The 26666-nt window shown below is 72.7% G+C and carries 20 protein-coding genes; 8 read left to right on the top strand and 12 right to left on the bottom strand.

Translation table 11 applies throughout. The features are described 5' to 3' along the window. Nucleotides 1-174: 174 nt before the first annotated feature. The 3 genes from ACFQGL_RS07335 (at nt 175) to ACFQGL_RS07325 (ending at nt 4441) form a co-directional block, all read left to right on the top strand. Nucleotides 175-1398: a thiolase family protein gene (locus ACFQGL_RS07335; RefSeq protein WP_377507390.1), complete on the top strand. Its 1224-nt coding sequence runs from the start codon at nt 175-177 to the stop codon at nt 1396-1398. Then, entirely contained in the window at nt 1395-3464 is a 2070-nt protein-coding gene (locus ACFQGL_RS07330; RefSeq protein ID WP_377507387.1) for a 3-hydroxyacyl-CoA dehydrogenase NAD-binding domain-containing protein, read from the top strand. The genes ACFQGL_RS07335 and ACFQGL_RS07330 overlap by 4 nt, the downstream gene beginning before the upstream one ends. A gap of 173 nt (nt 3465-3637) precedes the next feature. Next, nucleotides 3638-4441, top strand: coding sequence for a hypothetical protein (locus tag ACFQGL_RS07325; RefSeq protein WP_377507384.1), 804 nt, complete (start codon nt 3638-3640; stop codon nt 4439-4441). 87 nt (nt 4442-4528) lie between these two features. Here the strand turns inward: ACFQGL_RS07325 and ACFQGL_RS07320 are convergent, their stop codons facing one another. The 3 genes from ACFQGL_RS07320 to ACFQGL_RS07310 form a co-directional block, all read right to left on the bottom strand. Then, complete coding sequence (locus tag ACFQGL_RS07320; RefSeq protein WP_377507381.1) at nt 4529-5032, bottom strand: levansucrase; 504 nt, start codon at nt 5030-5032, stop codon at nt 4529-4531. A 144-nt stretch (nt 5033-5176) separates the two neighbouring features. Then, the gene (locus tag ACFQGL_RS07315; RefSeq protein WP_377507378.1) at nt 5177-6358 is read right to left on the bottom strand and encodes a sensor histidine kinase; all 1182 of its coding nucleotides are present in this window, start codon (nt 6356-6358) and stop codon (nt 5177-5179) included. Further along, nucleotides 6355-7023: a response regulator transcription factor gene (locus ACFQGL_RS07310; protein WP_377507375.1), complete on the bottom strand. Its 669-nt coding sequence runs from the start codon at nt 7021-7023 to the stop codon at nt 6355-6357. The genes ACFQGL_RS07315 and ACFQGL_RS07310 overlap by 4 nt, the downstream gene beginning before the upstream one ends. 140 nt (nt 7024-7163) lie before the next feature. Between ACFQGL_RS07310 and ACFQGL_RS07305 the strand changes: the two genes are divergently transcribed. Further along, nucleotides 7164-8309 (top strand): peptidase C39 family protein, encoded by a 1146-nt coding sequence (locus ACFQGL_RS07305; protein WP_377507372.1) that lies wholly within the window; start codon nt 7164-7166, stop codon nt 8307-8309. Here ACFQGL_RS07305 and ACFQGL_RS07300 read toward each other — a convergent pair whose 3' ends face one another. Both ACFQGL_RS07300 and ACFQGL_RS07295 read right to left on the bottom strand, forming a co-directional pair. Then, nucleotides 8310-9596: an outer membrane protein assembly factor BamB family protein gene (locus ACFQGL_RS07300; protein ID WP_377507369.1), complete on the bottom strand. Its 1287-nt coding sequence runs from the start codon at nt 9594-9596 to the stop codon at nt 8310-8312. After that, a complete protein-coding gene (locus tag ACFQGL_RS07295) occupies nt 9593-10870 on the bottom strand; it encodes an outer membrane protein assembly factor BamB family protein (protein ID WP_377507366.1) in 1278 nt (425 codons plus the stop codon). Before ACFQGL_RS07295 ends, ACFQGL_RS07300 begins: the two co-directional genes overlap by 4 nt. 150 nt (nt 10871-11020) lie before the next feature. Here ACFQGL_RS07295 and ACFQGL_RS07290 point away from each other — a divergent pair, with 150 nt between their 5' ends. Next, on the top strand, nt 11021-12796 hold the full coding sequence (locus ACFQGL_RS07290; protein WP_377507363.1) for a DUF6311 domain-containing protein: 1776 nt from the start codon (nt 11021-11023) through the stop codon (nt 12794-12796). 35 nt (nt 12797-12831) lie between these two features. Here ACFQGL_RS07290 and ACFQGL_RS07285 read toward each other — a convergent pair whose 3' ends face one another. Both ACFQGL_RS07285 and ACFQGL_RS07280 read right to left on the bottom strand, forming a co-directional pair. Then, the gene (locus ACFQGL_RS07285) at nt 12832-14646 is read right to left on the bottom strand and encodes a DUF6311 domain-containing protein (protein ID WP_377507359.1); all 1815 of its coding nucleotides are present in this window, start codon (nt 14644-14646) and stop codon (nt 12832-12834) included. Further along, nucleotides 14646-16361: a DUF6311 domain-containing protein gene (locus tag ACFQGL_RS07280; RefSeq protein WP_377508350.1), complete on the bottom strand. Its 1716-nt coding sequence runs from the start codon at nt 16359-16361 to the stop codon at nt 14646-14648. Before ACFQGL_RS07280 ends, ACFQGL_RS07285 begins: the two co-directional genes overlap by 1 nt. A 454-nt stretch (nt 16362-16815) precedes the next feature. Between ACFQGL_RS07280 and ACFQGL_RS07275 the strand changes: the two genes are divergently transcribed. After that, on the top strand, nt 16816-18009 hold the full coding sequence (locus ACFQGL_RS07275; RefSeq protein WP_377508348.1) for a hypothetical protein: 1194 nt from the start codon (nt 16816-16818) through the stop codon (nt 18007-18009). Nucleotides 18010-18289: 280 nt separating this feature from the next. Here the strand turns inward: ACFQGL_RS07275 and dxs are convergent, their stop codons facing one another. From dxs to ACFQGL_RS07260, 3 genes are all read right to left on the bottom strand, one after another. Beyond that, nucleotides 18290-20242, bottom strand: a complete 1953-nt coding sequence (dxs, locus tag ACFQGL_RS07270) for a 1-deoxy-D-xylulose-5-phosphate synthase (RefSeq protein ID WP_377507356.1) — start codon at nt 20240-20242, stop codon at nt 18290-18292. Nucleotides 20243-20555: 313 nt separating this feature from the next. Then, nucleotides 20556-21830, bottom strand: coding sequence for a class I SAM-dependent RNA methyltransferase (locus ACFQGL_RS07265; protein WP_377507353.1), 1275 nt, complete (start codon nt 21828-21830; stop codon nt 20556-20558). Further along, nucleotides 21823-23958, bottom strand: coding sequence for an APC family permease (locus ACFQGL_RS07260; protein ID WP_377508345.1), 2136 nt, complete (start codon nt 23956-23958; stop codon nt 21823-21825). The genes ACFQGL_RS07265 and ACFQGL_RS07260 overlap by 8 nt, the downstream gene beginning before the upstream one ends. A 163-nt stretch (nt 23959-24121) precedes the next feature. On the opposite strand from ACFQGL_RS07260, the gene ACFQGL_RS07255 reads away from it, so the two are divergent. Beyond that, entirely contained in the window at nt 24122-24787 is a 666-nt protein-coding gene (locus tag ACFQGL_RS07255; RefSeq protein WP_377507350.1) for a potassium channel family protein, read from the top strand. Between the two features lie 3 nt (nt 24788-24790). Beyond that, nucleotides 24791-25480 (top strand): potassium channel family protein, encoded by a 690-nt coding sequence (locus tag ACFQGL_RS07250; RefSeq protein WP_377507347.1) that lies wholly within the window; start codon nt 24791-24793, stop codon nt 25478-25480. Between the two features lie 38 nt (nt 25481-25518). Here the strand turns inward: ACFQGL_RS07250 and ACFQGL_RS07245 are convergent, their stop codons facing one another. Continuing rightward, complete coding sequence (locus ACFQGL_RS07245) at nt 25519-26211, bottom strand: DUF3159 domain-containing protein (protein ID WP_377507344.1); 693 nt, start codon at nt 26209-26211, stop codon at nt 25519-25521. A gap of 25 nt (nt 26212-26236) precedes the next feature. Further along, the gene (locus ACFQGL_RS07240; RefSeq protein WP_377507341.1) at nt 26237-26617 is read right to left on the bottom strand and encodes an OB-fold nucleic acid binding domain-containing protein; all 381 of its coding nucleotides are present in this window, start codon (nt 26615-26617) and stop codon (nt 26237-26239) included. Nucleotides 26618-26666 lie beyond the last annotated feature (49 nt).

Below are 26666 nucleotides of genomic sequence, written 5' to 3'. Positions count from 1 at the left end.
GGGAGGGCGGGCGGCGGCGGGGTGGTGTGGGGTGGGCCACAGTGGGGGACGGGGACGGGGTTGGTTACTGGCGAGTAGCATCCGGGGGAACGTGCCCGTGTCGGCGCCCCTCATTCAATCCCGAGTGCCGCCCGCCGGCGCGAAGGCCGAATGACGGTCGAAAAGGAGGCTCAAGTGCCCCGTGAAGTTCGGGATGTCGTCTTCGTCGACGGCGTCCGTACCCCGTTCGGCAAGGCGGGCGGCATGTACGCCAACACCCGCGCCGACGACCTGGTGATCCGTTGCATCCGTGAGCTGCTGCGCCGCAACCCGCAGCTGCCGCCGGAGCGGGTCGAGGAGGTCGCCATCGCGGCCACCACCCAGATCGGCGACCAGGGCCTCACCATCGGGCGGACCGCCGCCCTGCTGGCCGGTCTGCCCAAGACCGTGCCCGGCTTCGCCATCGACCGGATGTGCGCCGGCGCGATGACCGCGGTGACCACCGTGGCCAGCGGCATCGCCATGGGCGCGTACGACATCGCCATCGCCGGCGGCGTCGAGCACATGGGCCGCCACCCGATGGGTGAGGGCGTCGACCCCAACCCGCGCATCATCGCGGAGAAGCTGGTCGACCCGTCCGCGCTGGTCATGGGCGCGACCGCGGAGAACCTGCACGACCGGGTCCCGCACATCACCAAGGCCCGCACCGACGCGTTCGCGCTCGCCTCGCAGCAGAAGACCGCCAAGGCGTACGCGAACGGCAAGCTCCAGGACGACCTGGTCTCGATGAGCATCCGGGACGCCGAGGGCGGCTGGGGTCTGGCCACGGTGGACGAGGCACCCCGGGACACGTCCCTGGAGAAGCTCGCGACCCTGAAGACCCCGTTCCGCCCGCACGGCAAGGTCACCGCGGGCAACGCGGCCGGCCTGAACGACGGCGCCACCGCGAGCCTGCTCGCCTCCGAGGACGTCGCCCGCGAGCTGGGCCTGCCGGTCGCCATGCGGCTGGTGTCGTTCGGCTTCGTGGGCGTCGAGCCGGAGGTGATGGGCGTCGGCCCGATCCCGTCGACGGAGAAGGCGCTGCGCATCGCCGGGCTCGGCATCGAGGACATCGGCCTGTTCGAGCTGAACGAGGCGTTCGCCGTGCAGGTGCTCGCCTTCCTCGACCACTTCGGCATCGCCGACGACGACCCGCGGGTCAACCCGTGGGGTGGCGCGATCGCCATCGGTCACCCGCTGGCCTCCTCCGGCGTACGGCTGATGACCCAGCTGGCCCGCCAGTTCGCCGAGCACCCCGAGGTGCGTTACGGCGTCACCGCGATGTGCATCGGCATCGGCATGGGCGGCACGGTCATCTGGGAGAACCCGCACTGGACGGAGTCCAGCAAGCCTGCTGAGCGGACGGAGGGCAACAGGTGAGCGCGCTCGCCGCACCGAACGAGGTAGTGACCAAGGCGCTGCTCCGGCAGGTGAACGTACCGGGGCTGGACCGGCCGGCCGCCCTCATCACGCTGGACAACGGCTTCGACCACACCAAGCCGAACACCTTCGGTCCGGCAGGGCTGACCAGCCTGGACGAGGCGATCACCGCCGCGCTCGCCGCCGACCCGGCGTTCATCGCGATCACCGGTAAGCCGTACATCTTCTGCGTGGGCGCGGACATCGTCGGCCTGCCGCAGCTCGCCGACCGGGCGCAGGCCCTGGAGATCGGCCGGCTCGGTCACCGGGTCTTCGCCCGGCTGAAGGACAGCACCGTGCCCACGTTCGCGTTCGTGAACGGCGCGGCGATGGGCGGCGGCCTGGAGCTGGCGCTGCACTGCCACTACCGGACGCTCTCCGGTGGTGCGGCGGCGCTCGCCCTGCCCGAGGTGTCGCTGGGGCTGGTCCCCGGGTGGGGTGGCACCCAGCTGCTGCCGAACCTGATCGGCATCCCCGCCGCGACCCAGGTGATCATCCAGAACCCGCTGATGCAGAACAAGATGCTCAAGCCGAAGCAGGCTGCCGAGCTGGGCATCGCGGACGTGCTGCTGGAGCCGGCCGACTTCCTGGAGCGGTCCCTGGAGTGGGCCGCCGGGGTGGTACGCGGCCAGGTCACGGTGACCCGTCCCGAGGTCGACAAGGACATGTGGGCGGGCGTGCTCTACTTCGCCCGGGAGACGCTGAACCAGCGGCTGCACGGCGCGGTTCCGGCCGCGTACAAGGCGCTGGACCTGCTGGAGACGGCCAAGGACGCCGACTTCGCCGCCGGCACCGCCGCCGAGGACGAGGCCCTCGCGGACCTGGTCTTCTCCCAGGAGCTGCGCAGCGGCCTGTACGCCTTCGACCTGGTGCAGCGGCGGGCCAAGCGGCCGGCCGGCGCACCGGACAAGGGCCTGGCCCGCCCGGTCACCAAGGTCGGCATCGTCGGTGCCGGCCTGATGGCCAGCCAGTTGGCGCTGCTGTTCGCCCGCCGCCTCCAGGTGCCGGTCGTGCTGACCGACCTGGACCAGTCCCGTGTGGACAAGGGCGTCGGCTACGTGCACACCCAGATCGAGAAGGCCGTCACCAAGGGCCGGATGGACAAGAACACCGCCGCCAAGCTGTACGGCCTGGTCAGCGGCTCGGTCGACAAGAGCGTCTTCGCCGACGCCGACTTCGTCATCGAGGCGGTCTTCGAGGACCTGGGCGTCAAGAAGCAGGTCTGGGCCGAGCTGGAGAAGATCGTCTCCCCGGAGGCGGTGCTCGCCACCAACACCAGCTCACTCTCGATCACCGAGATGGCCGCGGAGCTGGAGCACCCGGAGCGGGTGGTCGGCTTCCACTTCTTCAACCCGGTGGCGGTGCTGCCGCTGCTGGAGATCGTCCGGGGCGACCGGACCGACGACGCGACCCTGGCCACCGCGTTCGCGGTCAGCAAGCAGCTCAAGAAGTCGAGCGTGCTGGTCAAGGACGCCCCGGCGTTCGTGGTGAACCGGCTGCTCACCCGCTTCCTGGGCACCGTCTTCGCCGCCGTCGACGCCGGGACCCCGTTGGACGTGGCGAACAGCGCGCTGGACCCGCTGGGTCTGCCGATGCGCCCGCTCGCCCTGCTCCAGCTCGTCGGGCCGGCCGTCGCGTACCACGTGGGCGGCACCCTGCACGGGGCGTACCCGGACCGGTTCGGCGTCAGCGAGAACCTCAAGCGGATCGCCGACTCGGGCCAGCCGATCGTGGTCGACGACCAGGTCAACGAGGAGGTCGCCAAGCTGCTCGTGGTCGGTGACCAGCCGCTGACCGGCGAGCAGGTACGACAGAACGCGCTCGACGCGATGGCGCAGGAGATCCGGCTGATGCTGGACGAGGGCGTGGTCGCCGAGGCGCAGGACATCGACCTGTGCATGATCCTCGGCGCCGGCTGGCCGTTCCACCTGGGCGGCGTCACGCCGTACCTGGACCGGACCGGCACCAGCGAGCGGGTCACCGGCAAGCGGTTCCTGCCGCGCGGGGTGGCCAGCCTCACCGCCTGACCGAACGCGACACGACCACGCGGTGGTCGGCCCGTCCCTCGTGGACCGGGCCGACCACCGCGGTCGTTGTGATCCGTCGGACAGTGCCGTGAGACCTGCGGAAAGGGGGCGACGGCGGGGTCCGTGGCCGGGTTAGGATCACCCGCTTTGCCACCCGACCTTGGAGCTGACTGATGTCGCAGCCGCCGGCCTCCCCCTACGGCCCGCCGCACGATTCCCCAACCCCGCCGCAACAGCCGGGTTATCCGCAGCAGCCGGGTGGTTGGCCGCCGCCGCAGCAGCAGGGCTTCCCGCCGGCGCAGCCCGGCCAGCCGTACGCACAGCAGGGCTTCCCGCCCCCGCAGCCCGGCCAGCCGTACGGCGACCCGAGCCTGTACGCGGGACCGCCGGCGCCCAAGAAGTCGAACGTCGGCAAGATCGTGCTGATCGTGCTGTCGGTGGTGCTGGTGCTGTGTCTCGGCGGCGTGGCGATCACCTGGTTCGCGATCAAGGGCGAGGTGGGCGACGTCGTCGACGCCACCAAGACCCGCGTGGTCGCGCCGGCCACCCTCGCCGGCAAGCCGAAGATCACTGACCCGCAGTTGCAGACGGCCGCCGACGAGATGGTCGCCGAGATGAAGTCGACGGTGCAGAACGAGACCAGCGCGGTCGGTGCCTTCTACGGCGACCAGACCAAGCAGGACCTCGTCATGATCGCCGCCGTGTCCGGCGTGCTCGCGGACCCGAAGAAGGAGATGGACGACGCGGTCAGCGGGCTCTCCGGCACGCTCGGCGTGACCGACATGGCGGCGGTCGCGCCCGGTCCGCTCGGTGGCGACGCGCGCTGCGGCAACGGCAAGGCGAAGCAGGTGCCGCTGGGCGTCTGCGTCTGGGCCGACCGGGGCAGCATGGGTGTCGTGGTGGTGTACTTCAAGTCCGTCGACGAGGTACGGGCCGAGTTCGCCAGCATCCGGGGTGAGATCGAGCAGCGCTCCTGATCCGTGGTGACCGAGGCCCCGGCCACCTGCGGGTGGCCGGGGCCTCGTGCCGTGTGTCGCACCGATCCGGCGGGGACGCGGTCGACGTCAGGCGACCGGGAAGTACGCGTCGAGCTTGCTCCGCAGGTGGGCCGCGTAGATGAAGCCGAGCGCCGGCTTACCGCGGAAGGCGGCTGCCGTGCCGGTAACCGCGTCCACCGCCACCGGCCGGGCCAGCGCGGCGAACTTCACCTGCTGCTTCTCCTGCGCCCACGCCGCGGCGGCCGGCTCGATCTGGGTGCTGACCAGGGCCGGGAACACCGCCACCCCGTTCTGCATGCCACGCAGCTGCCCCTTGCGGGCCAGTACGTAGTCCATCGCCGAGCTGCTGAACCGTTCCAGGGCTGCGGCCGTGACCAGCGTCGCCGGTGCGGCGATCGTGAACAGGTGCAGCTTGGTCGCCATCCACCGCAGCTTGAAGTCGCCCCGGTGACCGACCAGCACCGGTACTCCGCCCCAGTCCTCGATCTTCACCTCGCAGCCGTCGGCCCGCAGCCGATCCCCGGTCGCGCTGAGGTAAGCCTGCACCGGCTCCGTCGCCGTCACGTCCATCCGTCCACATCCTTCACGCGGTTGCCTGGCCGCTCATCCAACAGCACTGCCGGGCGCCCCGCCACCCCAGTCGATCAAGGGGTAGCGCCAGGAGAATCCTCCGGCCGGGTCGCGCCACGTGCAACCCCGTTCGCGGCGGCGGCGTCAGCCGGCGGTGGGTACCGGGCCGGGCACCGCCGGGGCGTCCGCCGACGGCAGGGTGACCGTCACCTCCAGCCCACCGCCGGGCTGCGCGATCACCCGTACAGTGCCGCCGTGCGCGTTGCAGACCGCCCGGACGATGGAGAGCCCCAGGCCGGAGCCGCGCGCCCCGGTTCGTTCCCGGCCGCCGCGCCGGAACGGCTCGAACAGCCCCGGGACGTCGGCCTGGTCCACCTCGAACCCGGTGTTGCCCACCACCAGCCAGGAGCGCTCGCCGTCGGTGCCGGTCCGCACCCAGAGCTTGCCGTGCAGATGGTTGTAGCGGACCGCGTTCTCGATCAGATTGCCGGCCAATCGGTCCAGCAGCCCCGGATCGCCGACCACCGGAGCGGACTCCAGCGAGGTCTGCACCCGCAGCCCGATCCGCTCCACCTCCCGGCGCATCGCCGACAGCGCGTTGACCGTGCCGGCGGCGAGGTCGCACTCGGTACGCCGACCCAACTGGCGCCCGGTCTGCGCCTCGCTGCGGGCCAGCACCAGCAGCGCGTCCACCAGGCCGTTGGCCCGCTCGGAGGCGTCCCGGACCACGGTGGCCATCCGGCGGTACTCGGCGGCGTCCGCATCGCCGTCGCTGAGGGTCACGTCGATCTCGGTCCGCATCACCGCGAGCGGGGTACGCAGCTCGTGCGAGGCGTTCGCGACGAAGCGCTTCTGCGCCTCGAACGCGGACGCGATCCGGTCCAGCATGGCGTCGAAGGTCTTGGCCAGCTCGGCCACCTCGTCGTCGGCGCCCGAGTAGCCGATCCGCTGGTCGAGGGTCGCCTCGCCGAGCCGCTGCGCGGTCGCGGTGACCTGGTGCAGTGGCCGCAGCGCCCGGCCGGCGACCGCGTACGCGCCGGCGACCCCGACCACGCTGATCGCGAGCAGCGCGACCAGGCCCTTGGCCAGCAGCTCCCCGGAGGCGGTGTCGACCAACTGGCTCTGCCACTGGCCGGCGTCCATCGACCGGCCGTCGGAGAGCAGGACCGTCGTGCCGGGCGCCAGCTCGTCGGTGGGCCGCAGCGCGTCGCGGACCAGCAACCAGGCCAGCAGCACCAGGATCGCGCCGGCACCGACCAGCAGTACGCCGTTGAGCAGGGTCAGCCGCAGCCGCAGGGTGGGCCGCAACCGTGCCCGCCCGGTCATGACGTGACCTCGGCGGTGCGGTAGCCCGCGCCGACGACCGTCTCGATCAGCGGCGGATCGCCGAGCTTCTTGCGCAACGTCATCACGGTGACCCGGACGATGGTGGTGAACGGGTCGGTGTTGGCGTCCCAGACCCGTTCCAGCAGCTCCTCACTGGAGACCACCGCGCCGCGCGCCTTGAGCAGCTCGCTGAGCACACCGAACTCCTTGTTGGTCAGGTCGACCGGCACCCCGGCCCGGGTGGCGACCCGACGGGCCGGGTCGAGCACCAGGTCGGCCAGTTCGAGCACCGGCGGCGCGGCCGGGGTGGCCCGCCGGCCCAACGCCTGCACCCGGGCGACCAGCTCGTCGAAGGCGAACGGCTTGGGCAGGTAGTCGTCCGCGCCGAGTTGCAGCCCCTCCACCCGGTCGGCCACGGTGCCGCTCGCGGTGAGCATCAGCACCCGGGTCAGCGCGCCGGAGGCGGCCAGGTCGGCACAGATCTGGTCGCCGTGCACGCCGGGCAGGTCGCGGTCCAGCACGACCACGTCGTACCGGGTGACGAACGCCGCCTCGTGGCCGGCGTCCCCGTCGTACGCCACGTCGACCGCCATCCCCCGCTTGCGCAACCCGCGCGCGATCGCGTCGGCGAGGTTGCGCTCGTCCTCCACCACCAGTACCCGCATCCCCGGCCTCCTCGCTGCTGACCACCGACAACCTAGTGCCGGCCGGCAAACCATCGTCCCTCGCCGCCCGCGTCGGCCGGCGTTGCGGACCCTTGCGGCGTACGCGATGCTTCCGGGACCGAGCGACGGACGGACCTGACATGACCATCGCGGCACCAGCCACCCGGCGGGACATCGCCTACCGGGGCTTCCACCTCCCGGCGGACCAGGCGGCCGGGACCGCCGACGGCCTGCACGCCACCGAGCGGGGGCTGGCTCTCAAGGGCGACGACCAGCGGGGCAGTTGGACGTCGCCGCCGGTACCGGTCGGCTTCGGAGTCGCCGAGGTGGTGCCCTCCTGGACCGCGGACAGCCCGGACGGCTGCTGGGTGGAGGTCGAGCTGCGCGGCTGGCACGGCGACGCGCCCAGCACCGACTGGTACCTGCTGGCCCGCTGGGCGGCCGACGACCGCGCGGTCCGGCGTACCTCGGTGCCCGGACAACGCGACGACGACGCCCGGGTGGACACCGACACGCTGATCGTGACCGGAGCGACGGTCACCGGCTGGCAGGCCCGGGTGACCCTGTGCCGACCAGCCGGTAGCCCCGCCAGCCCGGTGCTGCGCAGCGTCGGCGCGGTCGCCACCGGCGGCGGCGAGCACGCTCCGACCGACGAGCCGGGGTACGCGGCCGGGCGCGGGCGGGTGCTCGACGTGCCCCGCTACTCGCAGCGGCTGTACGCCGGCCAGCACCCGCAGTGGGGTGGCGGCGGCGACTCCTGGTGCAGCCCCACCTGCACCTCGATGGTGCTCGCCTACTGGGGAGCCGAGCCGACGCCCGAGCACTACGCCTGGGTGGACCCACCCGGCCCGCGCCCGGTGGTCGTGCACGCCGCCCGGCACTGCTACGACCACGCGTACGCCGGCGCCGGCAACTGGCCGTTCAACACCGCCTACGCCGGCCTGCACGGGGTGGACGCGTTCGTCACCCGGCTGCGGTCGCTGGCCGAGGCGGAGGCGTTCATCGCCGCCGGCATCCCGCTGATCGTCTCTGCCGCGTTCCGGGCCGACGAGGTGCCGGGCCTGTCCTACGACACGAAGGGGCACCTCATGGTGCTGGTCGGCTTCACCGCCGACGGGGACCCGGTGCTCAACGACCCGTACGCGCCGGACGACGACGGGGTACGCCGGACCGTGCCCCGGGAGCGGTTCGAGGCGGTCTGGCAGCGGGGCAGCGGCGGGGTGGCGTACGTGCTGCGGCCCTCGTCGGTGTCGCTGCCCCCGCCGCCCGCCCAGGCCAACTGGTGATCAGTCGGGCAGTTGCCACAGCCCGTACGAGCCGTCGAACCGTCGACACAGCAGCCGACCCGGGCTCGACTGGCACTCCCCGGTCGCGTCCGGCAGCACGTCCAGCAGCCGCGCCGTCCCCGCGTGGACGTCCAGCTCGGCGATGAGCAGCCCACCGTTGGGGTGCCGGCGCAGGCCGACCACCGTGCCGTCCACCCGGAACGACGCCAGCTCCCACCGGCCCAGCTCGGCCAGCACCCGGCCGGTCGGCGGGTCGAGCACGACGAGTTCTTCCGCTCCGGGGCCGGCGCTGCTCAGCGTGGTGGCCAGCAGCCGATCGGCGTACGGCCACACCCACCCCCAGCGTTCACTGCTCCACAGTTCCCGGCCGGCGTCGAGGTCGATCGCCCGCACGCCACCGGAGCGGGTCTGCAGGCAGATGACGGGGGTGCACTCCGTCGAGTACAGCGAGCCCTCGGCGATCGTGCTCCAGCGCCGATCCAGCCGATCCAGCCCGTACGCGGTGACCGTGGCCGGCACCCCGCCGACGGTGAGCAGCAGGTCGTCCACCACCTGGACGGACGCGTAGGCGCCACCACCCGGCGTACGCAGGTCGGTGCGGGCCAGCACGGTGCCGGTGAGCGCGTCGCGGACCTCGGTCGGCCCGTTCGCACTGCTGAACACCACCCGGTCCACCAGACCGTCGACAGCCCGGTAGGTGACGTCGGCGGGCGGGGTGCTCAGCTGCCAACGCACGGTGCCGCAGCAGGGGTCGACCGCGCGCATGGTGCCGCTCCCGCCAGCGTCGGTGGACTGCAGGAGCAGGTTGCCGTCGGCCAGCAGGACCGGGCTGCCCGGCTGCTGCCAGCGGTACGCCCCGGTCGCCCGGTCCAGCGCCACGGTCACCGTGGACTCGCCGTCCGGGTTGCTCCGGTGCCCGGTGGCCAGCAGCGTCCCGTCCAACGGCGTGACCCACCAGGACTGGCCGTCCGCCGGCAGTGGTGTCTGCCAGGCCGGTTCGCCGCCGGGCAACCGGAATGCGGCCAGCCGCCGCTGCCCCGTCTGGGTCGTGATCGGGTCGATGACCAGGAACAGGTCCCCGGCGACCAGCGCCTCGGAGCCGACCTGGGCCGGCAGCGTCTGCACTGCCCGCCGGGGCAGGGGCCCGGCCGCGACGAGGGTGACCAGTACGAACAGCAACACCAGGGCGCAGCGCAGCGGCCGGCCGCTGGCGCGGGGCGGGCGGGGCAGCGTGTCAGGCTCCGGCTGGTGCCGCAGGTCGCCGAGGTCGATGACCGGGCCGGTCACGGTCGCAACCTGAACAGCGCGGTGGAGCCGTCGAGTCGCGCACAGAGCAGGTCCCAGGACGACGCCTGACAGTTGTTGGTGCCGCGGGGCAGCATGTCGATGATCCGCGACCGGCCGGCCGCCAGGTCCAGCTCGGCGACGACCAGCCGGCCGTCGCTGCCCGGCCGCACACCGATCAGCGGATCGTCGGGGCGCACCCTCGGCAGCACGTCCCACCGGCCCAGCTCTGCCACCACCCGCCCGGTCGCCAACTCCCGCACGATCTGCCGCCGATCGAGCCCGCTGGTCAGCAGCCGGTCGGCCCGAACGACGCCGATCCCCTGCTCCCCCGTCGCTGCCCACCGCACCGCGCCGGTAGCTGGATCAAGGACCGCGATGCCACCGGTCTCCTTGAACGCGCAGAGCAGGTCGCCACAGCGGGCGGCAAAGGCCAGCCCTGGCAGCTCGGCCGTCCAGCGCCGATCCAGCTCGGACAACCCGTAGGCCTCCAGCCGGGTCCGGTCGGCCCCGAGGAGCAACACCAACTCGCCCGCGACGTGCTGCTGCTGCGACTCCGACCGGTCACCGGGCAGGGTGTCGACGCTGCGCAGCAGCCGGCCGCTGGTGGCGTCGTGCACCTGAACCTCACCGTTCTGCCGGAAGAGCACGAACCGGTCGACCACGTCGTCACCGTGGTAACTGACGTACCCGCCCGTCGGCACGGGCACCGACCAGAGCACCAGGCCGGTGTCGGGCGCCACCCGGCTCACCGCACCCGACCCTTCGCCGAAGGCGTTCAACAGCAGGCCACCGTCGGCCGTCCAAGAGGGAAAGCCCGCGAGGCGCCAGCGTTGTCCACCCGTCGACGCGTCGAAGGCGACGGTCTCCCACACGCCATCGTCCGTGTTCATCTCAGTCAGCAGCACCAGCCCCCGCTCGACCCGGGCGCCCACGAAGCCACTGGAGTTACCGGCGCCGGGTAACGGCATCTGCCATCGACGCCGCACGTCACCGTTGGCGGCCGGCAGGGCGTACGCGGTCAGGTGCCGGTCCTCGGTGGGCGTCGACGGGTCGACCACGAAAACGCCGCCCGCGCTGAGGTAGGCCGTGGCGCGCGGGGCGGCCGGCACCGGGATCACCGTCCGCCGGGCCAGCGGTGTCGCACCGGCCAGCACGATCAGGGCCAGCAGCAGCACCGCCGCGCAGCGCAGCGGGCGGCCGACCGCGGGTGGCCGGCGGCCCGACGGCTCCGGCACCGTCCCGTCCCGGACCTCGCCCAGCTCGATGATCGACAACGCCCGTCCTTCCTGTCGCCGGGTACGGCTCGCCGGGGGTCACCTCCGGCAAACCGACCGTGGGAGTACCGGCCCGGCAAATGCGACGCATTCTCGCCTGTACGATGGCGCGTCGTGGCTGTGCCGGTGGTAGACCCTTCGCTGAATCCCGTGACCGACGCCGACCCGGCCGAGGTCGATCCGACACGACGGCCCGGTCGCGGCCCGGCCCGCGCCGACCTGTTGGCACTCGGAGCCTATGTGCTTCTGGGCGTGTTCGTCTGCCTCAACTACTGGGGCGACGTGCAGGGCCGGGTCTCCTCGCACCTGCCCACCGACCACAGCTGGTTCGAGTGGCTGTTCGCACATGGCGCGTACTCGGTGCGGCACCTGGAGAACCCGCTGTTCACGGCCCAGCAGAACGCCCCGCTCGGGGTGAACATGATGGCCAACACCTCGCTGCTCGGGGTGACCCTGCCGCTGGCCCCGCTGACCATGCTGCTCGGCCCGCAGGTGATGTACGCGCTCTACCTGGGCTTGGCGTTGGCGGCCACCGCGGGCACCGGGTACTGGATGCTCTCCCGGCACCTGGTGCGCTCCCGGGCGGCGGCGTTCGTTGGCGGCGCGTTCCTCGGCTTCGCGCCGGGGATCATCCACCACGCCAACGGCCAGCCCAACTTCGTCTCCAACTTCCTGCTGCCACTGATCGTGGTGCGGGTGCTGCGGCTCGGCGAGCCGGGCCGGTGGCGGCGCAACGGCCTGGTGCTCGGGGCACTGGTGACGTACCAGATCTTCATCAACGAGGAGATGCTGCTGCTCACCGCGCTGGCGTGCCTCGTCGTCGTGCTGGCGTACGCCGTGCAACGGCCGGCGGCGACGCGGGCCGCGGCCGGTCCGTTCGTGGCCGGGCTCGGTGTCGCCGGCGGACTCGCCCTGGTGCTCGCGGCGTACCCGATCTGGTTCCAGTTCAACGGCCCGCAGTCCTACCGCGGCCTGCAGGGCGGCGTCTTTCACAACTGGGGCGAGGACCTGGCCGCCTTCGTCACCTTCGCCCGGGACACCTGGGCCGGTGACCCGGCGGTGGAGAAGACGATCGGAATGACCGAGCAGAACACCTGGTTCGGTTGGCCGCTGGTGCTGCTCTCGGTGGTGGCGCTGGTGCTGCTCGTACGCCGGTCGTTGGCCGCCCGGATCGTCGCGGTGCTGATCGTGGTCTTCACGGTGGCCGCGATCGGGCCCCGGGTGCGCTTCAACGGCGTGGAGACCGGGGTGGACGGCCCGTGGTCGTACGTGCCGGACGACCTGCCGCTGGTCGAGATGATGATGCCGACCCGGTTGACCCTGGTGGTGGCCGCCGCGGTGGGCGTACTGCTCGCGCTGGCCTGGGACGCGGCGTCCCGCGCCCAGAAGGCGCCGCGCCGACGGTGGCTGCGCCCGGTGGGGTACGCGGCGATCACCCTCGCCGTGCTGCCGCTCTTCCCCCGGCCGCTGCCCGCCCAGCAGATCGACCCGCCGCCGCACTTCATCACCGCCGGCGGCTGGCGGTCGTACGTGCCGGCGGGTCGGACGCTGGTGCCGGTACCGATCCCGAGCAACGTGCACGGCCTGCCGACGCTGCGCTGGAGCGCGCTGACCGGGCAGGAGTTCCGCATCCCCGGCGGTTACTTCATCGGCCCGAACGAGGTGGGCGAGGGGGTCTTCGGCGCGCCGAACCGACCGACCAGCAGCCTCATCTACTCCACGATGGACACTGGCACGGTGCCGGTGCTCACCGACGAGAACCGCCGCCAGGCCGTCGAGGACCTGCGGTTCTGGCGAGCGTCGGTGGTGGTGCTCGGGGCGCACCCGCGCGAGGCGGTGCTGCGCGAACTGGTCACCGCACTGCTCGGGCCGCCGCAGCGGGTCGACGACGTCTGGGTGTGGGACGTCCGCGCGGTGGTGGGCTAGTCAGCCGCTGCCGCCCGGTCGGCTGGTCGGCCGGTCTACTCCCGGACGTCCCACACCCAACCGCCGTCCACCGGCCGGCCTGGGCCGAGCAGTTCCTCGACGGTCCGGCGCACCGGTTCGCCGTGCGCCAACCGACCGAGCACCACCAGCGCCGCCCGCCAGTGCCGCAGATCCTCGGCGGCCTGGCGACGATCGGCGTCGGTGAGCACCGGCACCGTGCCGGTCTCGGCGGCCCGCCGCAGCAGAGCGGCGGTGGGACGATCCGGCGCGCCCCACCGCGCGGTCGGGTCGTCCGGGCCGCTCGGGCCGATGAAGTACCCACCCGCCGCGCGGAACGCCAGCCCGGTACGGGCGGACCACAGCATCACCGGGCTCAGGCCGGCACCGGTGACCGGGGGTATCGCCACCACGGTCCGGCCGGGCGGCACCAGAGGACGCCATCCACCGTCGGCCACGAACGGCGGCACCGGTGCGACCGGCACCGCCCGGATCGGCGTCGGGACCAGTGGCAGCAGCGCGGCGGCCACCGCGCCGGTCCACAGCAGCCGTACCGGCAACCCCGGCGCCGCCGCCGGCCCGCGCGCGGTCCGGACCCGATCCAGGGAGAGCGCCACCAACACACCCAGCACCGGTACGCAGACCAGCGCGAACCGGGCCGGCACCGCGAGGTCGAGCAGCGGCAGCCCGGCGACCAGGCGGTACGGCCCGGGGATGCTCGTGCCCGAGCCGTCCACCCGCAGGTAGGTGCCGAGCGACAGGACCGCGAAGAGCAGACCGCAGGCGGCCAGCGCGTGGACCAGTGGTCGCCCCCACAGCCAGATGACGATCACCACGGCGAGCACCAGCAGCCCGGGACCGAAGAACGAGTTCTCCTCGGTCGGATTCGGCGAGAGCAGCCCCGGCAGGTAGTCGTCGCCCAGCACGGTCTGCCGCGCCGACGCGGTGAACGAGGCCACGTCCAACTGGAAGCTCTGCGCCGCGAACGCCATGCCGACGTAGCGCTGCGGGCCGTGGAACTGGAACCACAGCGGGTACGCCAGTGGCACTCCCGCCACCACCGCCGCCACCGCGAGCCGGCCCAACAGTGCCGGCGCGAGTCGCCGGGCCGCGGCTCGATCGGCGAGCGCGTAGCCCACCGCGAACACCCCGCCGGCGAGCGCCAGGAAGACCAGCACCTCCTCGCCGATGAAAACCTGCCAGACGAGCAGCAGCCCGAGACCGACGCCGGGTCGCCACACCTCGCCGCGCTGGCGTACCTCGTCGGGGGCCGGCCCGGGTCGGAACACCAGGGCGAGGATCGGCGGCACCAGGAACTGGGCCGCCACGTGCAGGTGCGCGCCCGCCTGGGCGATCATGCCGGGGGCGAAGCCGCAGATCAGCCCACCGACCACCGCGGCGGACCGGGCGGTGGCCAGCCGGCGGCGCAGCAGTGCGTACCAGGCCGTCGCGGTGCCGGCGAGGCAGCAGACGACCGCCACGCAGAACGCCGCCTGCGAGCCGAAGAGCAGGGTGACCGGTGTCAGCGGCACACCCAGGCCGAGCACCGAGGTGTTCGCCATCAGGTTGACCCCGTCCGGCGCGTTCAACGCGGTGCTGTAGAGCGGGTTCTCCCCGTGCACGACGGCGTGCGCCGCGTGGGCCAGCATCCACTCGAAGAGGACCTGGTCGCCCGCCTGGTGGAACAGCCGCCCGGGGTGTAGCCACTGCGCGCTGGTCAGCAGCACGGCCAGACCCAGATAGCCGGCCACCACCAGGGCATTCGGTAGCCAGGCCGGCAGGGACCGGTCCGGCGGCGTCGGGGCGGCCGTCGCCGGGGCTGCCGTCGTCGAGGACGCCGTCCCGGTGGTCATCAGGCCGAGCGGGCGGTCAGCGTCCGGACATCCCACACCCAGACGTCCAGTTCCTGGCGACCGGGGCCGACCAACTGCTCGACGGTACGCCGCAGCGGCTCGGAGTTCTGCTGGCGGACCGGCAGCACCAGGATCGCCGCGCGCCAGTGCCGTAGCTCGTCCATGCAGCGGCGGCGCTGCCGGTCGTCCAGCTTGGGCGTACGGCCGGTGGTCGCCACCTCCTCCAGCACCTGGGTCACGCCGCTGGGCCGACCGCCGAACCGGCCCCGGTCGCCGGTGTTGCCGTTGCGGGGGGCCAGGAAGTAGCCGCCGGGAATCTTGAAGTCGAGGTTGATGGCCGCCGCCCAGCGCATGCCGTGCGTGTTGCCCATGCTGGGCACCGGGATCGGCACGAGCGTCTGGTCCGGCCCGACGTACGCCCGCCAACGGTCGGCGGTGATGAACTGCGGCACCGGCGGTCGGGAGACCATCCGCAGCGGCATCGGAGCGATCGGCAGCAGCGCGAACGCCAGGCCGGCGGCGGTGAGCGTACGCACGGTACGCCGGTCGGCCGGGCGCAGCGCCCAGGCCCGTTCGACGGCGAGCGCGAGCAGCAGGCCGACCACGACACTGGTGATCAGACCGAACCGGGTCGGCACCACGGCGTCCAGCAACGGCAGGTGCACCAGCATCTGCCAGGGCCCGGTGAACAGCTCCCGATCCCACCAGGACACCCGCTCACCGAGGGAGAGCACGGCAAAGAAGCCGCCGGTCACCGCGAGCGCCCGGACGACCATCTCACGCCGCAGCCACACCACGATGCCGACGGCGAGCAGCGACAGGCTCCAACCGAAGAAGGCGTTCTCCTCGGAGTAGTTCGGCGCCAGGTTGACGTTGGCCCGCTGGTTGCCGCCGAGGGTGGGTGAGCCGGGTGCGAAGAAGGCAGCGACGTCGTTGCCGTAGTCCTGCACCGCGTCGCTCAGCCCGTGGTACGCCATCGGCCCGGCGAACTGGACGTACAGCGGGTACGCCAACAGCGCCCCGGCCAGCAGCGCGCAGGCCGCCAGGCCGACGGCCAGCGGTCGCCACGCCGCGGACCAGCGCGCCGGCTCCTGGGCGAGCACCGCGAGCAGGAAGACCCCGCAGGCCAGCGCCGTGAAGAGCAGGATCTCCTCGTTGATGAACGCCTGCGCGCTGACCAGCAGGGCCAGCAGCGCCCCGTCCCGGACCGGCCGCTGGGACCGGGTGAGCGCCAGCACCCGCCAGACGATGAACGGCAGCAGGAACTGGTTGATGATGTTCGGGTGCCAACTGGCGTGCGAGAGCATCGCCGGGGAGAACCCGCAGAACCAACCGCCGGCCGCCGCTGCGAGCGGGGTGCGCACCAGTTGCCGGGAGAGCATGGCGTACCAGGCCATGGCCGTTCCGGCGAGGCCCAGCGTCACCAGCACCACGAAGGACACCGCCGGCCCGAACAGCAGGGTCACCGGCACCATCGGAATGCCCAGCGCCAGCACCGCCGTGTTGGCCATCAGGTTGACGCCGTCGGGGTAGTTGAACTGTTCCGTGTAGAACGGGTACTCACCGTGCAGCACCACGCGTACCGAGTGGGCGAGGAAGAACTGCACCTGGGCCGGGTCGCCGGTGTAGAGCGAGGCCGCCCGGCCGGAGGGGTCCAGCCAGAGCCGGCTGGTCACCCAGAGCGCGGCGAGCAGGAACAGCCCGCCAACCGCCAGGTCCTGCCGCCGCCGCGTCCACCGACGCCGCCGCGTCGCCCCCGGTGCCGTCGCCTCGGCGTCCGCACCAGCGTCCGCTGCGGGCTCGCTCGGCGCTTCCGGATCGGTCGGCGTCTCCGGCTCAGTCGGCGCTGCGGGCTTGGTCGGCGTCTCCGGCTCGGCGACCTCGGGTTCGGCGGCGGGAGTCCTGGCCGGCGCGATGAGCGCGGCGGCAGTGCGGTGGCTCACTGTCTCGTCGGGGCTGACCGTCGTGTCCGGGCGCGGCGCGGACAGGGCGCGGGACTCGGCAGGCGTCACAGTCGGCGGAGTCTACCCGAGCGGCGAAAAGGCACTAAAACCCCGGTGGCGTCCATTGTGGTGGGATGATCGACGGCCAGCTAGGGTGCCGCGTCGGACATCTCGTACTATGGCGCTTTCCGGCAGCGACGGCGAGGCGATCGGGGGGCGGATCCAGGTGACTCCAGGCCGCCGACTCGGCGGGACGCTCACCGTCCTGCTGAGCGCACTGTTGACCGCCACGGCGTGCGGTCCGGTCGCCGACCGCAAACCCCAGGACCTGCGAGTTGGGTACGACAGCCTGGACGGCTCGCTGACGGTGTGGCCGCCCCGGGGTGACCTCGCTGGCGACGCCACGGTGACGGCAGCGGTTACCGTCGCGGTGCGCGACTGGCGGTCACCGGCCGACGACCGGGCGCATCTGCCCTCGTCCGGCATTCTCTGGTCCGGCCGGGTCGACGGCACGCCGGTGGCGCTGGTCGCCGCCGACGTCCCCGGCGAGAGCTCCTCCTGGCTCCTGCAGCTCACCCGGAACGGCGACCGTTACGCGGTCAGCCGCGCCACCGAGTACACCGACCCGGGCTACCTCGTCTACTCCGACGTGCTGCCGGTGCAGACCGCCAACGGCCGGCGTTACCTGGTCTCCGCCCGGGTGCAGCAACTACTCGGGCCGGAGGGCAGGGCGCTGAACGTCGCCGACGGCCTCACTGTGCCGGTCGCCGTGCCGGCGTGCACGGCGGTCGGGGTCACCGCGACCCTGCGGGCCACCGAGTCACTGCCCCGGGGGCGTGCCGCCGACCGACTGCTCGACCTGGGCACCGGCACAGCCGATCCGCGCTATCCGCTGGTACGCGACGAGTCCGGCGCGGGCCGGCGGGCACTCACCGGCCTGGACACCTGCGTGCTGGCCGGCGAGCGGGGCCCGTTCGGCAGCATCCCGCGTCGAATCGGCGACCGGGACGCGCCACGCTCGGTGCCCACGTCCTGGCCGATGGCGAAACTCGCCGTCCGGTCGCTCGGCGAGGTGGCCCTCGGTGGCGGCGAGCCGGCCGAGCTGCAACAACTGAGCTGGGACACCGACGCCGGCACGATGACCTCGGTGGTCTACCGCCCGGCGGACGGCAGCGCGCCGGTGGTCTCACCGGCCGACCGGGCCACCCCGCTGCAGACGTACCAACTGCCGGTGCCCGGCCAGCCGCTGCTGGTGCTGAGCTGGCGGGCCACCCGGGACAGCTCGCTGTCCGTACCGCCGGGCACTCCCCTGCTGGTCGAACGCCCCGGCCTGGTGGTCGTCCCGGCACCCCCGCGCACCCAGACCTTCAGCCTGGCAAACACCGACAAGACCCACTACCGCTCCGTAACCCCCCGCTAACCTCCCCCAGCCCGCTCTCTTCCTCCCCCAACCCCACCTCTCCCGCCGCGCCCTCACCCCCGCCGCGCCCTCACCCCCCGCCGCCACCCCGACTCCCCCGCCGATCTAGGGAAAATCGTGGTGAGTTGACCTCTGTCAACAACGATTCGCCCTAGATCGACGCGGGGCCGGTGTGGCACGCGGGGCTCGCGGGGGCACGCGGGGGGTCGTGGGGGCACGCGGGGCACGCGGCGGCACCCGGGGCCGGTGGGCGACGGCCCACCGGGACTCGGGTGGGCCGTTAGTTTTGGGCGGCGGTGGCGTCGGTGGTGGAGGTTAGGCGGACTGGGGTGTTGTCCAGGCCTGAGATCCAGCCCGTCACGTTGCGGGCCACGTCCTGCGCGGTCAGGCCCAGGTCGGCGAGGATCTGCGCGCGGGTGCCGTGCGGGTGCCAGTCGGCCGGTACGCCCAGGTCCTTGAGCGGCACCCGGACGTCGGCGTCGCGCATCGCCTGGGCGAGCGCGTCGCCCACCCCGCCGACCCGGACCCCGTCCTCGACGGTGACCACGAGCCGGTGGCTCGCGGCCAGCTCGACCAGCTCCGCCGGGACCGGACGGACCCAGCGGGGGTCGACCACGGTGACTCCGTAGCCCTGCTCGGCGACCCGGGAGGCGACCTCCATGCCCAGGTGGCCGAAGGAGCCGACGGCGACCAGCAGCACGTCGGTACGGGCGGACTCGGCCAGTACGTCGACCGGGCCGACCCGGCGCAGCGCCGGCAGGTCCGCGGCGACCGCGCCGGTCGGGAAGCGCACCACGGTCGGGCCGTTGTCGATGGCCACCGCCTCGCGCAGCTCCTCACGCAGCGTGGCGGCGTCCCGAGGGGCGGCGATCCGCAGGCCGGGCACCACGCCGAAGACCGACATGTCCCAGATGCCGTAGTGGCTGGGGCCGTCCGGGCCGGTGATGCCCGCCCGGTCCAGCACGAAGGTCACCGGCAGCTTGTGCATCGCCACGTCCAGCAGGACCTGGTCGAAGGCGCGGTTGAGGAAGGTGGCGTAGACCGCGACCACCGGGTGCAGACCGCCCAGCGCCAGCCCGGCGGCCGAGGTGGCCGCGTGCTGCTCGGCGATGCCCACGTCATAGACGCGCTCGGGGTACTTGCGGGCCAGCTTGGCGATGCCGGTCGGCTCGGCCATCGCGGCGGTGATGCCCACCACGTCCGGACGCTCGTCGGCGACGGCCAGCAGCTCGTCGGCGAAGACGTGCGTCCACTTCACCGAGGGGGCGGCCAGCAGCGCGCCGGTCTCCACGTCGAAGGCACTGCTGGGGCCGTGCAGGCAGTCCGCCTCGTCCTCCTCGGCCGGGCGGTAGCCGTAGCCCTTGCGGGTGACCGCGTGCACGATCACCGGGCCGCCGAAGTTCTTCGCCGCGCGCAGCGCCGACTCGACCGCCGCCACGTCGTGCCCGTCCACCGGGCCGACGTACTTGATTCCGAGGTCCTCGAACATGGCCTGCGGCGCGACCGCGTCCTTGATGCCCTTCTTGACCGCGTGCAGCACCTCGTACATCGGCCGGCCGACCAGCGGGGTGGAGCCGAGGGCGTCCTTCACCGTGTCGAGGACCCTCTCGTAGCCGGGGTTGAGCCGCAGCGAGGACAGGTGGTCGGCCAGCCCGCCGATGGTCGGGGCGTACGACCGGCCGTTGTCGTTGACGACGATGACCAGCGGGTTGCCGGCGGTGGCGATGTTGTTCAGCGCCTCCCAGCACATGCCGCCGGTGAGCGCGCCGTCGCCGACCACGGCGACCACGCTGCGCGCCTCGCCCCGCAGGGCGTACGCCTTGGCCAGGCCGTCGGCGTAGGAGAGCGCGGTGGAGGCGTGCGAGTTCTCGACCAGGTCGTGCTCGCTCTCCGCCTGGCTCGGGTAGCCGGAGAGGCCACCGCGCTGGCGCAGCTTGTCGAAGCCGGCCTGCCGCCCGGTGAGGATCTTGTGTACGTAGGCCTGGTGGCCGGTGTCGAACAGGAGCCGGTCGCGCGGGGAGTCGAAGACCCGGTGCATGGCCAGCGTCAGCTCGACCACACCGAGGTTGGGCCCGACGTGCCCGCCGGTACGGGAGACCTTGGCGATCAGGAAGTCGCGGATCTCCGCGGCGAGGACGTCCAGCTCCTCGCCGGACATCCGCTTGACGTCCTGCGGACTGCGCACCGTCCCGAGCAGTCGACCGTGATTGGCCGTGTCCTCTTCAACACTCATGACCGGAGAGTCTATCGGCCGCCCGGTACTCCGCAGCCTGGCCCGAGCACGGCCGCACCCGAGCTTGATCCGTCCGTGCCGGCTGACCACCCGGTCGGGCGCACGCCGACCGGGTGGTCGGCGACCGGCCGCGTCCCTGGTCAGGCCCGGATTCGCGGTCGGCGTGGCGGGTCGGCCGGGTTCCGGGGGGTACGGCGGCGCGGCCGGCTCTTGGAGCCGAGTACCGCGCCCGGGTGGCACCCGTCACTGCCGCGATCGCCAGACCGAAGGAACGGCCCCCTATTAACGCCTGGCGTATAGGAAGGGTCCCCTGCTAACGACCAGCGGGCGGCAGCAGCAGCCCGACCAGCTCGACGTGCTGCGTCATCGGGAACAGGTCGAAGCCCCGCAACGCGGCCAGCCGCCAGCCGAGCTGGGCGAAGGTGCGCACGTCCCGGGCGAAGGCGGCCGGGTCGCAGGCCACGTACGCCACCGCGCGCGGTCCGGCGGCGGCCAGCGCGCGGACCACCGGGGCACCCGCTCCGGCGCGCGGCGGGTCGAGCACCACCACGTCGACCGGGCCGGTGATCCGTCGGCGCGCCAGCGCGGTCTCCACCCGGGCCGCCACCACCTCGACGCGGGGCAGGTCGGCCAGGTTCTCCCGGGCGGCGGCGACGCCCTGCGCGGCGGCCTCCACGAGAGTCACCCGGCCGGTCGGACCGACCCGGGTGGCCAAGCCGGCGGCGAACAGCCCGGCACCGCCGTACAGGTCCCAGGCCGACTCGCCCGGTTGCGGGTCGAGCAGCTCCAGCACGGCCGTGGACAGGGCGTCCGGCGCCGCCGGGTGCACCTGCCAGAAGGCGGACGCGGGCAGCGTCCAGTCCCGCCCGGCGGCGACCTCACGGACCACGGTCGGCCCGCTCACCGGGGTGGCCACGCCCTCGTGGACCTGCGCGACGGTGACGTCCCCGCCGCTGCTGGCGACGGTCTCCACCGCCTCGGCGGCCGGCCACCGGGCACCCGTGGGCGTGAGCACCGGCAGTTGCTGGATGGCCGGGTGGGCGATCCGGCACCGGTCGATCGGCACCACCTCGTGCGAACGGTGCTTGAGCAGGCCGGCCCGGTCCGCGGCGTCCACCGCGTAGCGGACCCGGGAGCGCCAGCCCAGCAGCCCGCCGGGCAGCGCCTGCACCCGGATGCCGAGCCGCTCCAGCTCGGCGTCGGTCAGGCCACCGAGGCGGACCAGTTGCTCGCGCACCACGGCGGCCTTCCAGGCGAGCTGCGCGTCCGGCGCGACATGTTGCAGGTCGCAGCCGCCGCAGAGACCCGGCTTGGCGTACGGGCAGGGTGGTTCGACCCGGTCCGGCGAGGGCTCCAGCACGGTCACCGCGTCGGCTCGGACGAACCCGCGGTGCACCTCGGTGACCTCGGCGATCACCCGCTCTCCGGGCAGCGCGTGCCGGACGAAGACCACCTGCCCGTCCACCCGGGCGACGCAGTGCCCACCGGGAGCGACCGCGTCGACGGTCAGCTCGACCCGCTCCGCCTCGGCCAGCCCCCGCTCCGGTGGCGTCGCCGTCCCGGCCCGCGGGCCGCCCGGCTCAGTCACGGCCGGTCCCGACCGGGCCGCTCTCGACCGGGCCGCTCTCGACCGGACCGCTCTCGACCGGACCGCTCTCGACCGGACCGCTGTCGGCGGACGGTGCGGACACCACCGGCGGGACCTCCGGCGGCAGTGTGCCGCGCGTCGTCATCCGCGGCCCACGCGCCGGGGTACGGGACAACGTGGCGTCCAGCCGGTCCAGGTTCTTGCTCGCGGTCGAGGCGAGCTGCCAGGGCACGCTGACCACCATCACCCCCGGTTCGAACAGCAGGCGGCCCTTGAGGCGCAGCGCGCTCTGGTTGTGCAGCAGGTTCTCCCACCAGCGCCCGACCACGTACTCGGGGATGAAGACGGTGACCACGTCGCGGGGTGACTTGCGGCGGGTGGACGCCACGAAGTCCAGGATCGGCCGGGTGATCTCCCGGTACGGGGAGTCGATCACGGTGAGCGGTATCGCCATCTCCCGCCGCTCCCAGTCGGCCTGCAGATCACGGGTGTCCTTGTCGTCCACGTTCACGGTCACCGCGGTCAGCGTGTCCGGCCGGGTTGCCCGGGCGTACGCGATGGCCCGCAGGGTCGGCTGGTGCAGCTTGCTGACCAGCACGATCGCGTGGTTGCGGGCGGGCAGCACGGCCCGGCCCTCGTCCGGCGGGGTCAACTCGGCGGCGACCCGGTCGTAGTGCCGCCGGATGGCGAGCATCAACACGTAGATCACCGCCATCGCCGCGATCGCGATCCAGGCCCCGAGCAGGAACTTGGTGATCAGGACGATCACCAGCACCGTACCGGTCAGACCCATGCCGAAGGTGTTGATTGCCCGGGAGCGGTGCATCCGGCGCCGCGCCTCCGGATCCCGCTCGGTCCTCAGGTGCCGGTTCCAGTGCCGGATCATGCCGGCCTGGGAGAGGGTGAACGAGACGAAGACCCCGACGATGTAGAGCTGGATGAGTCGGGTCACCTCGGCCTGGAAGCCGACGATCAGCACGATCGCGAAGACGGCGAGGAAGACGATGCCGTTGGAGAAGGCCAGCCGGTCGCCCCGGGTGTGGAACTGGCGGGGGAGGTAGCGGTCCTGGGCGAGGATCGAGCCGAGCACCGGGAAGCCGTTGAACGCGGTGTTCGCCGCCAGGAACAGGATGAGCGCGGTCATCCCGGCCACCACGTAGAGCAGGAACGAGCCGGAGCCGAAGACCGTCTCGCCGAGCTGGGTGGTGACCGTCTTCTGCACGTACCCGTCCGGCCCCGAGACGATCTGCAGGGCCGGGTCCTCGACGAACTGCAGGTGGGTCAGCCGGGCCAGCCAGATGATCCCGACGAGCAGGCTGACCGCGATCGCGCCCAGCAGCAGCAGCGTGGTGGCGGCGTTGCGGCTCTTCGGTGCCTTGAACGCCGGCACACCGTTGGAGATCGCCTCGACACCGGTGAGCGCGGCGGCGCCCGAGCTGAACGTCCGCAGCAGCAGGAAGACCAGGGCGAAACCGGTCACGCTGTGCTCGGCCTGGATGACCAGGTCGGCGCTGGGCGCACGGAGGTCGTCACCCAGCACGAAGACCCGGAACAACCCGGTGAGCAGCATCCCGCCGATCACGATGACGAAGCCGTAGGTGGGGATGGCGAACGCCGTGCCCGACTCGCGCAGCCCGCGCAGGTTGACCGCGGTCAGCAGGACCACCGCGATCACCGCGATCATGACCTTGTGGGTGGCCACGAACGGCAGCACCGAGCCGAGGTTGGCCACGCCCGAGGAGACCGACACCGCCACCGTGAGCACGTAGTCGACCAGCAGGGCACTCGCCACCCCGACACCGAACTTCGGGCCCAGGTTGACCGTGGCCACCTCGTAGTCGCCACCCCCGGACGGGTAGGCGTGCACGTTCTGCCGGTAGCTGGCCACCACGGTGAGCATCACCACGACGACGGCCAGCGCGATCCACGGGGAGAACAGGAACGCCGAGGCGCCGGCGATGGAGAGGGTCAGCAGGATCTCGTCAGGCGCGTACGCGACGCTGGACAACGCGTCGGAGGCGAAAACGGGCAGCGCGATGCGCTTCGACAGGAGGGTGTGCTCCAGCCGGTCGGACCGGAACGGTCGACCGAGGAGGAGTCGCTTCAGCAGCGAGGTGGGACTGGCCACGAACGCCAAGAGTACGACCACCACGGCGAGGACGCCGGGGTGGGCGATCACGGCGGGCCGACCGGACACGGTACCGTCGGTCCCCGCTCCCGACCCGGACGTGGCAGGCTCGCACTCGACGGATCACCGGCAGCCGGAGCGGTACGGGATTGGGGAGGGCAGCGTGCACGTCGTGATCATGGGCTGTGGCCGGGTCGGGTCGACCCTCGCCCACAGCCTGGAGTCCCGGGGACACTCGGTGGCGGTGATCGACCAGGACGCCGACGCCTTCCGCCGGCTCGGCCCCGACTTCGCCGGCATCACGGTGACCGGGGCGGGCTTCGACGGCGACGTGCTGCGGCAGGCCGGCATCGAGCGGGCGGACGCCTTCGCGGCCGTCTCCAGCGGCGACAACTCCAACATCATCTCGGCCCGGTTGGCGCGCGAGACGTTCGGCGTGTCCCGGGTCGCGGCACGGATCTACGACCAGCGCCGGGCGCAGGTCTACGAGCGGCTGGGCATCCCCACCGTGGCGACCGTCCGGTGGACGGCCGACCGGATGCTGCGGCACCTGGTGCCCGAGGGCAACGTGGAGATCTTCCGCGACCCCACGAGCACCGTGTCGATCGTCGAGGTGCCCGTGCACAAGGACTGGGTCGGCCGGCCGGTACGCGCGCTGGAGGAGTCGACCGGGGCCCGGGTGGCCTACCTGATCCGGTTCGGCATCGGCACACTGCCCACCGCCTCCGCCGTCGTGCAGGAGGGTGACCAGGTCTTCATGCTGGTCAGCGACGACATCGTGGCGACGGTCACGTCGGTGGCGGCGACGCCGCCGGAAGGGGGGCACTGAGCCATGCGGATCGCCATCGCGGGCGCCGGCAACGTGGGCCGCTCGATCGCCCAGGAGCTGATCGACAACGGCCACCAGGTGATGCTGATCGAGCGCCAGCCGAAGATGCTGCGCCCGGACCGGGTACCGGCCGCCGAGTGGGTGCTGGCCGACGCCTGCGAGCTGGCCAGCCTGGAGGAGGCCGACGTCGCCGGCTGCGACGTGGTGGTCGCGGCGACCGGCGACGACAAGGTCAACCTGGTGGTGTCGCTGCTGGCCAAGACCGAGTTCGCGGTGCCCCGCGTGGTCGCCCGGGTCAACCGGGCCGAGAACGAGTGGCTGTTCACCGAGCAGTGGGGCGTGGACGTCGCGGTGAGCAAGCCCCGGGTCATGGCCGCGTTGGTCGAGGAGGCGGTCACCGTCGGCGACCTGGTCCGGCTGATGACCTTCCGGCAGGGCGAGGCGAACCTGGTCGAGATCACGCTGCCGCCGACCGCGCCGTACGTCGGTCAGCCGATCCACGCGGTGCCGCTGCCCCGGGACTCCGCGCTGGTGGCGATCCTGCGCGGCAAGCGGGTCCTGGTGCCCAGTCCGGACGACCCGATCGAGGCCGGCGACGAGTTGGTCTTCGTCTGCACCGCCGAGGTGGAGGACGACGTCCGTGCGGTCATCCTCGGCCCGGACAGCGTCGAGCGGACCCGCGGCTCGCGCTGAGCCGCCCCCCGGGGGGGCCGTCGGCGGGAAGTCGCCGCTCAGGCGCCGGGCAGCGGGGCCGGTTGCGGCTCCCGGGTGACCCGGCGCACCGTCCAGACCGTGATCAGCAGCAGCAGCGCGTACGGCGGGTAGCCCAGCGCCAGCCGGGCAATGCCCAGCGCGGTGTCCTGGTGGGCCAGGTAGAGCCCCGCCTGCACGCCGACCTTGGCCAGCCAGACCACGCCCCAGAGCACGGTCAGCTGGGTGAAGGTGCGCACCAGCTTCGGGTCGTCCCGCCACTCCGAGCGGCCCTTGGCCATCAGCACCGACCAGATCCAACCCACCAGCGGCTGCCGGATCACCGCCGAGAGCAGCAGGGCGACGCCGTAGCCGATGCCGTAGAGGATGCCCGGCAGATAGAAGTCGCGCTCGTCGCCCGTACGCCAGGCGATGGCCGCGCCGACGCCGACGCCGAACAGCCCGTTGACCGCGTGCCGGATCGGACGCCGCTGGGCCAGCCGCAGCCCGGCGATCAGCAGCGCGACGGCCACCGAGGCGATCACGGCGGGACGCAGTTCGCCGATGATGTTGGCGACGACGAAGACCACCACCGGGATGCTGGATTCGACCAGCCCCCGCCAGCCGCCGAGCTGATCGGCCATCTGCTCGGCGATCGTCGGCAGTCGCTCGTCGTCCTGTGGACCCGTCGGACCCGTTTCCGGCTCCGCCGCCCGGTGCTGTCCCGTCGTCATCGCCGGCCTTCCGTCCGCAGCGCCGTCACTTCGGCGAGTCCAGCTCGTAGTACGGGTTGTAGATGACCTTGCGGTCGTCGCGCATCGCCACCCGGCCGCGGGCGGTCAGGTGCCGCCCCGGCTCGATGCCGGCGATGTGCCGCCGGCCCAGCCAGACCAGGGTCACCACGTCGCTGCCGTCGTACAGGTCGGCCTCGAGGGTGGGCAGGTTGGTACGCGGGGTGTAGACCACGGTGCGCAGCCGACCGGCCACCGAGACCACCTGGCCCCGGGAGCACTGCTGGGCTGGAATGCCACCGCACTCGGCGCTTTCCCGGCGCAGCTCCTGCGCGTCGATCTCGGCTTCGCTGGCGGTGAACCGTTGCAGGATCCGCCGCAGCGACACCCGGCTCTCGTCGGTCGTCATGACCTCCGCGTCACCCTCTCCACGCTCACCGGCACCGGCCTGGCCCCGG

This window comes from Micromonospora vulcania, from assembly GCF_042658605.1.
In the GTDB taxonomy this organism is placed as follows: Bacteria; Actinomycetota; Actinomycetes; order Mycobacteriales; family Micromonosporaceae; genus Micromonospora; species Micromonospora vulcania.
Note: the sequence above shows the minus strand (reverse complement) of the source record. Positions and strands in the feature narration are given on the sequence as shown.

Coding starts and splice junctions, on each gene's coding strand:
- ACFQGL_RS07250 (WP_377507347.1), top strand. CDS start 24,791: ATGCGGATCGCCATCGCGGGCGCCGGCAACGTGGGCCGCTCGATCGCC.
- ACFQGL_RS07310 (WP_377507375.1), bottom strand. CDS start 7,023: ATGCGGGTACTGGTGGTGGAGGACGAGCGCAACCTCGCCGACGCGATC.
- dxs (WP_377507356.1), bottom strand. CDS start 20,242: ATGAGTGTTGAAGAGGACACGGCCAATCACGGTCGACTGCTCGGGACG.
- ACFQGL_RS07245 (WP_377507344.1), bottom strand. CDS start 26,211: ATGACGACGGGACAGCACCGGGCGGCGGAGCCGGAAACGGGTCCGACG.
- ACFQGL_RS07325 (WP_377507384.1), top strand. CDS start 3,638: ATGTCGCAGCCGCCGGCCTCCCCCTACGGCCCGCCGCACGATTCCCCA.
- ACFQGL_RS07285 (WP_377507359.1), bottom strand. CDS start 14,646: ATGACCACCGGGACGGCGTCCTCGACGACGGCAGCCCCGGCGACGGCC.
- ACFQGL_RS07315 (WP_377507378.1), bottom strand. CDS start 6,358: ATGACCGGGCGGGCACGGTTGCGGCCCACCCTGCGGCTGCGGCTGACC.
- ACFQGL_RS07240 (WP_377507341.1), bottom strand. CDS start 26,617: ATGACGACCGACGAGAGCCGGGTGTCGCTGCGGCGGATCCTGCAACGG.
- ACFQGL_RS07305 (WP_377507372.1), top strand. CDS start 7,164: ATGACCATCGCGGCACCAGCCACCCGGCGGGACATCGCCTACCGGGGC.
- ACFQGL_RS07320 (WP_377507381.1), bottom strand. CDS start 5,032: ATGGACGTGACGGCGACGGAGCCGGTGCAGGCTTACCTCAGCGCGACC.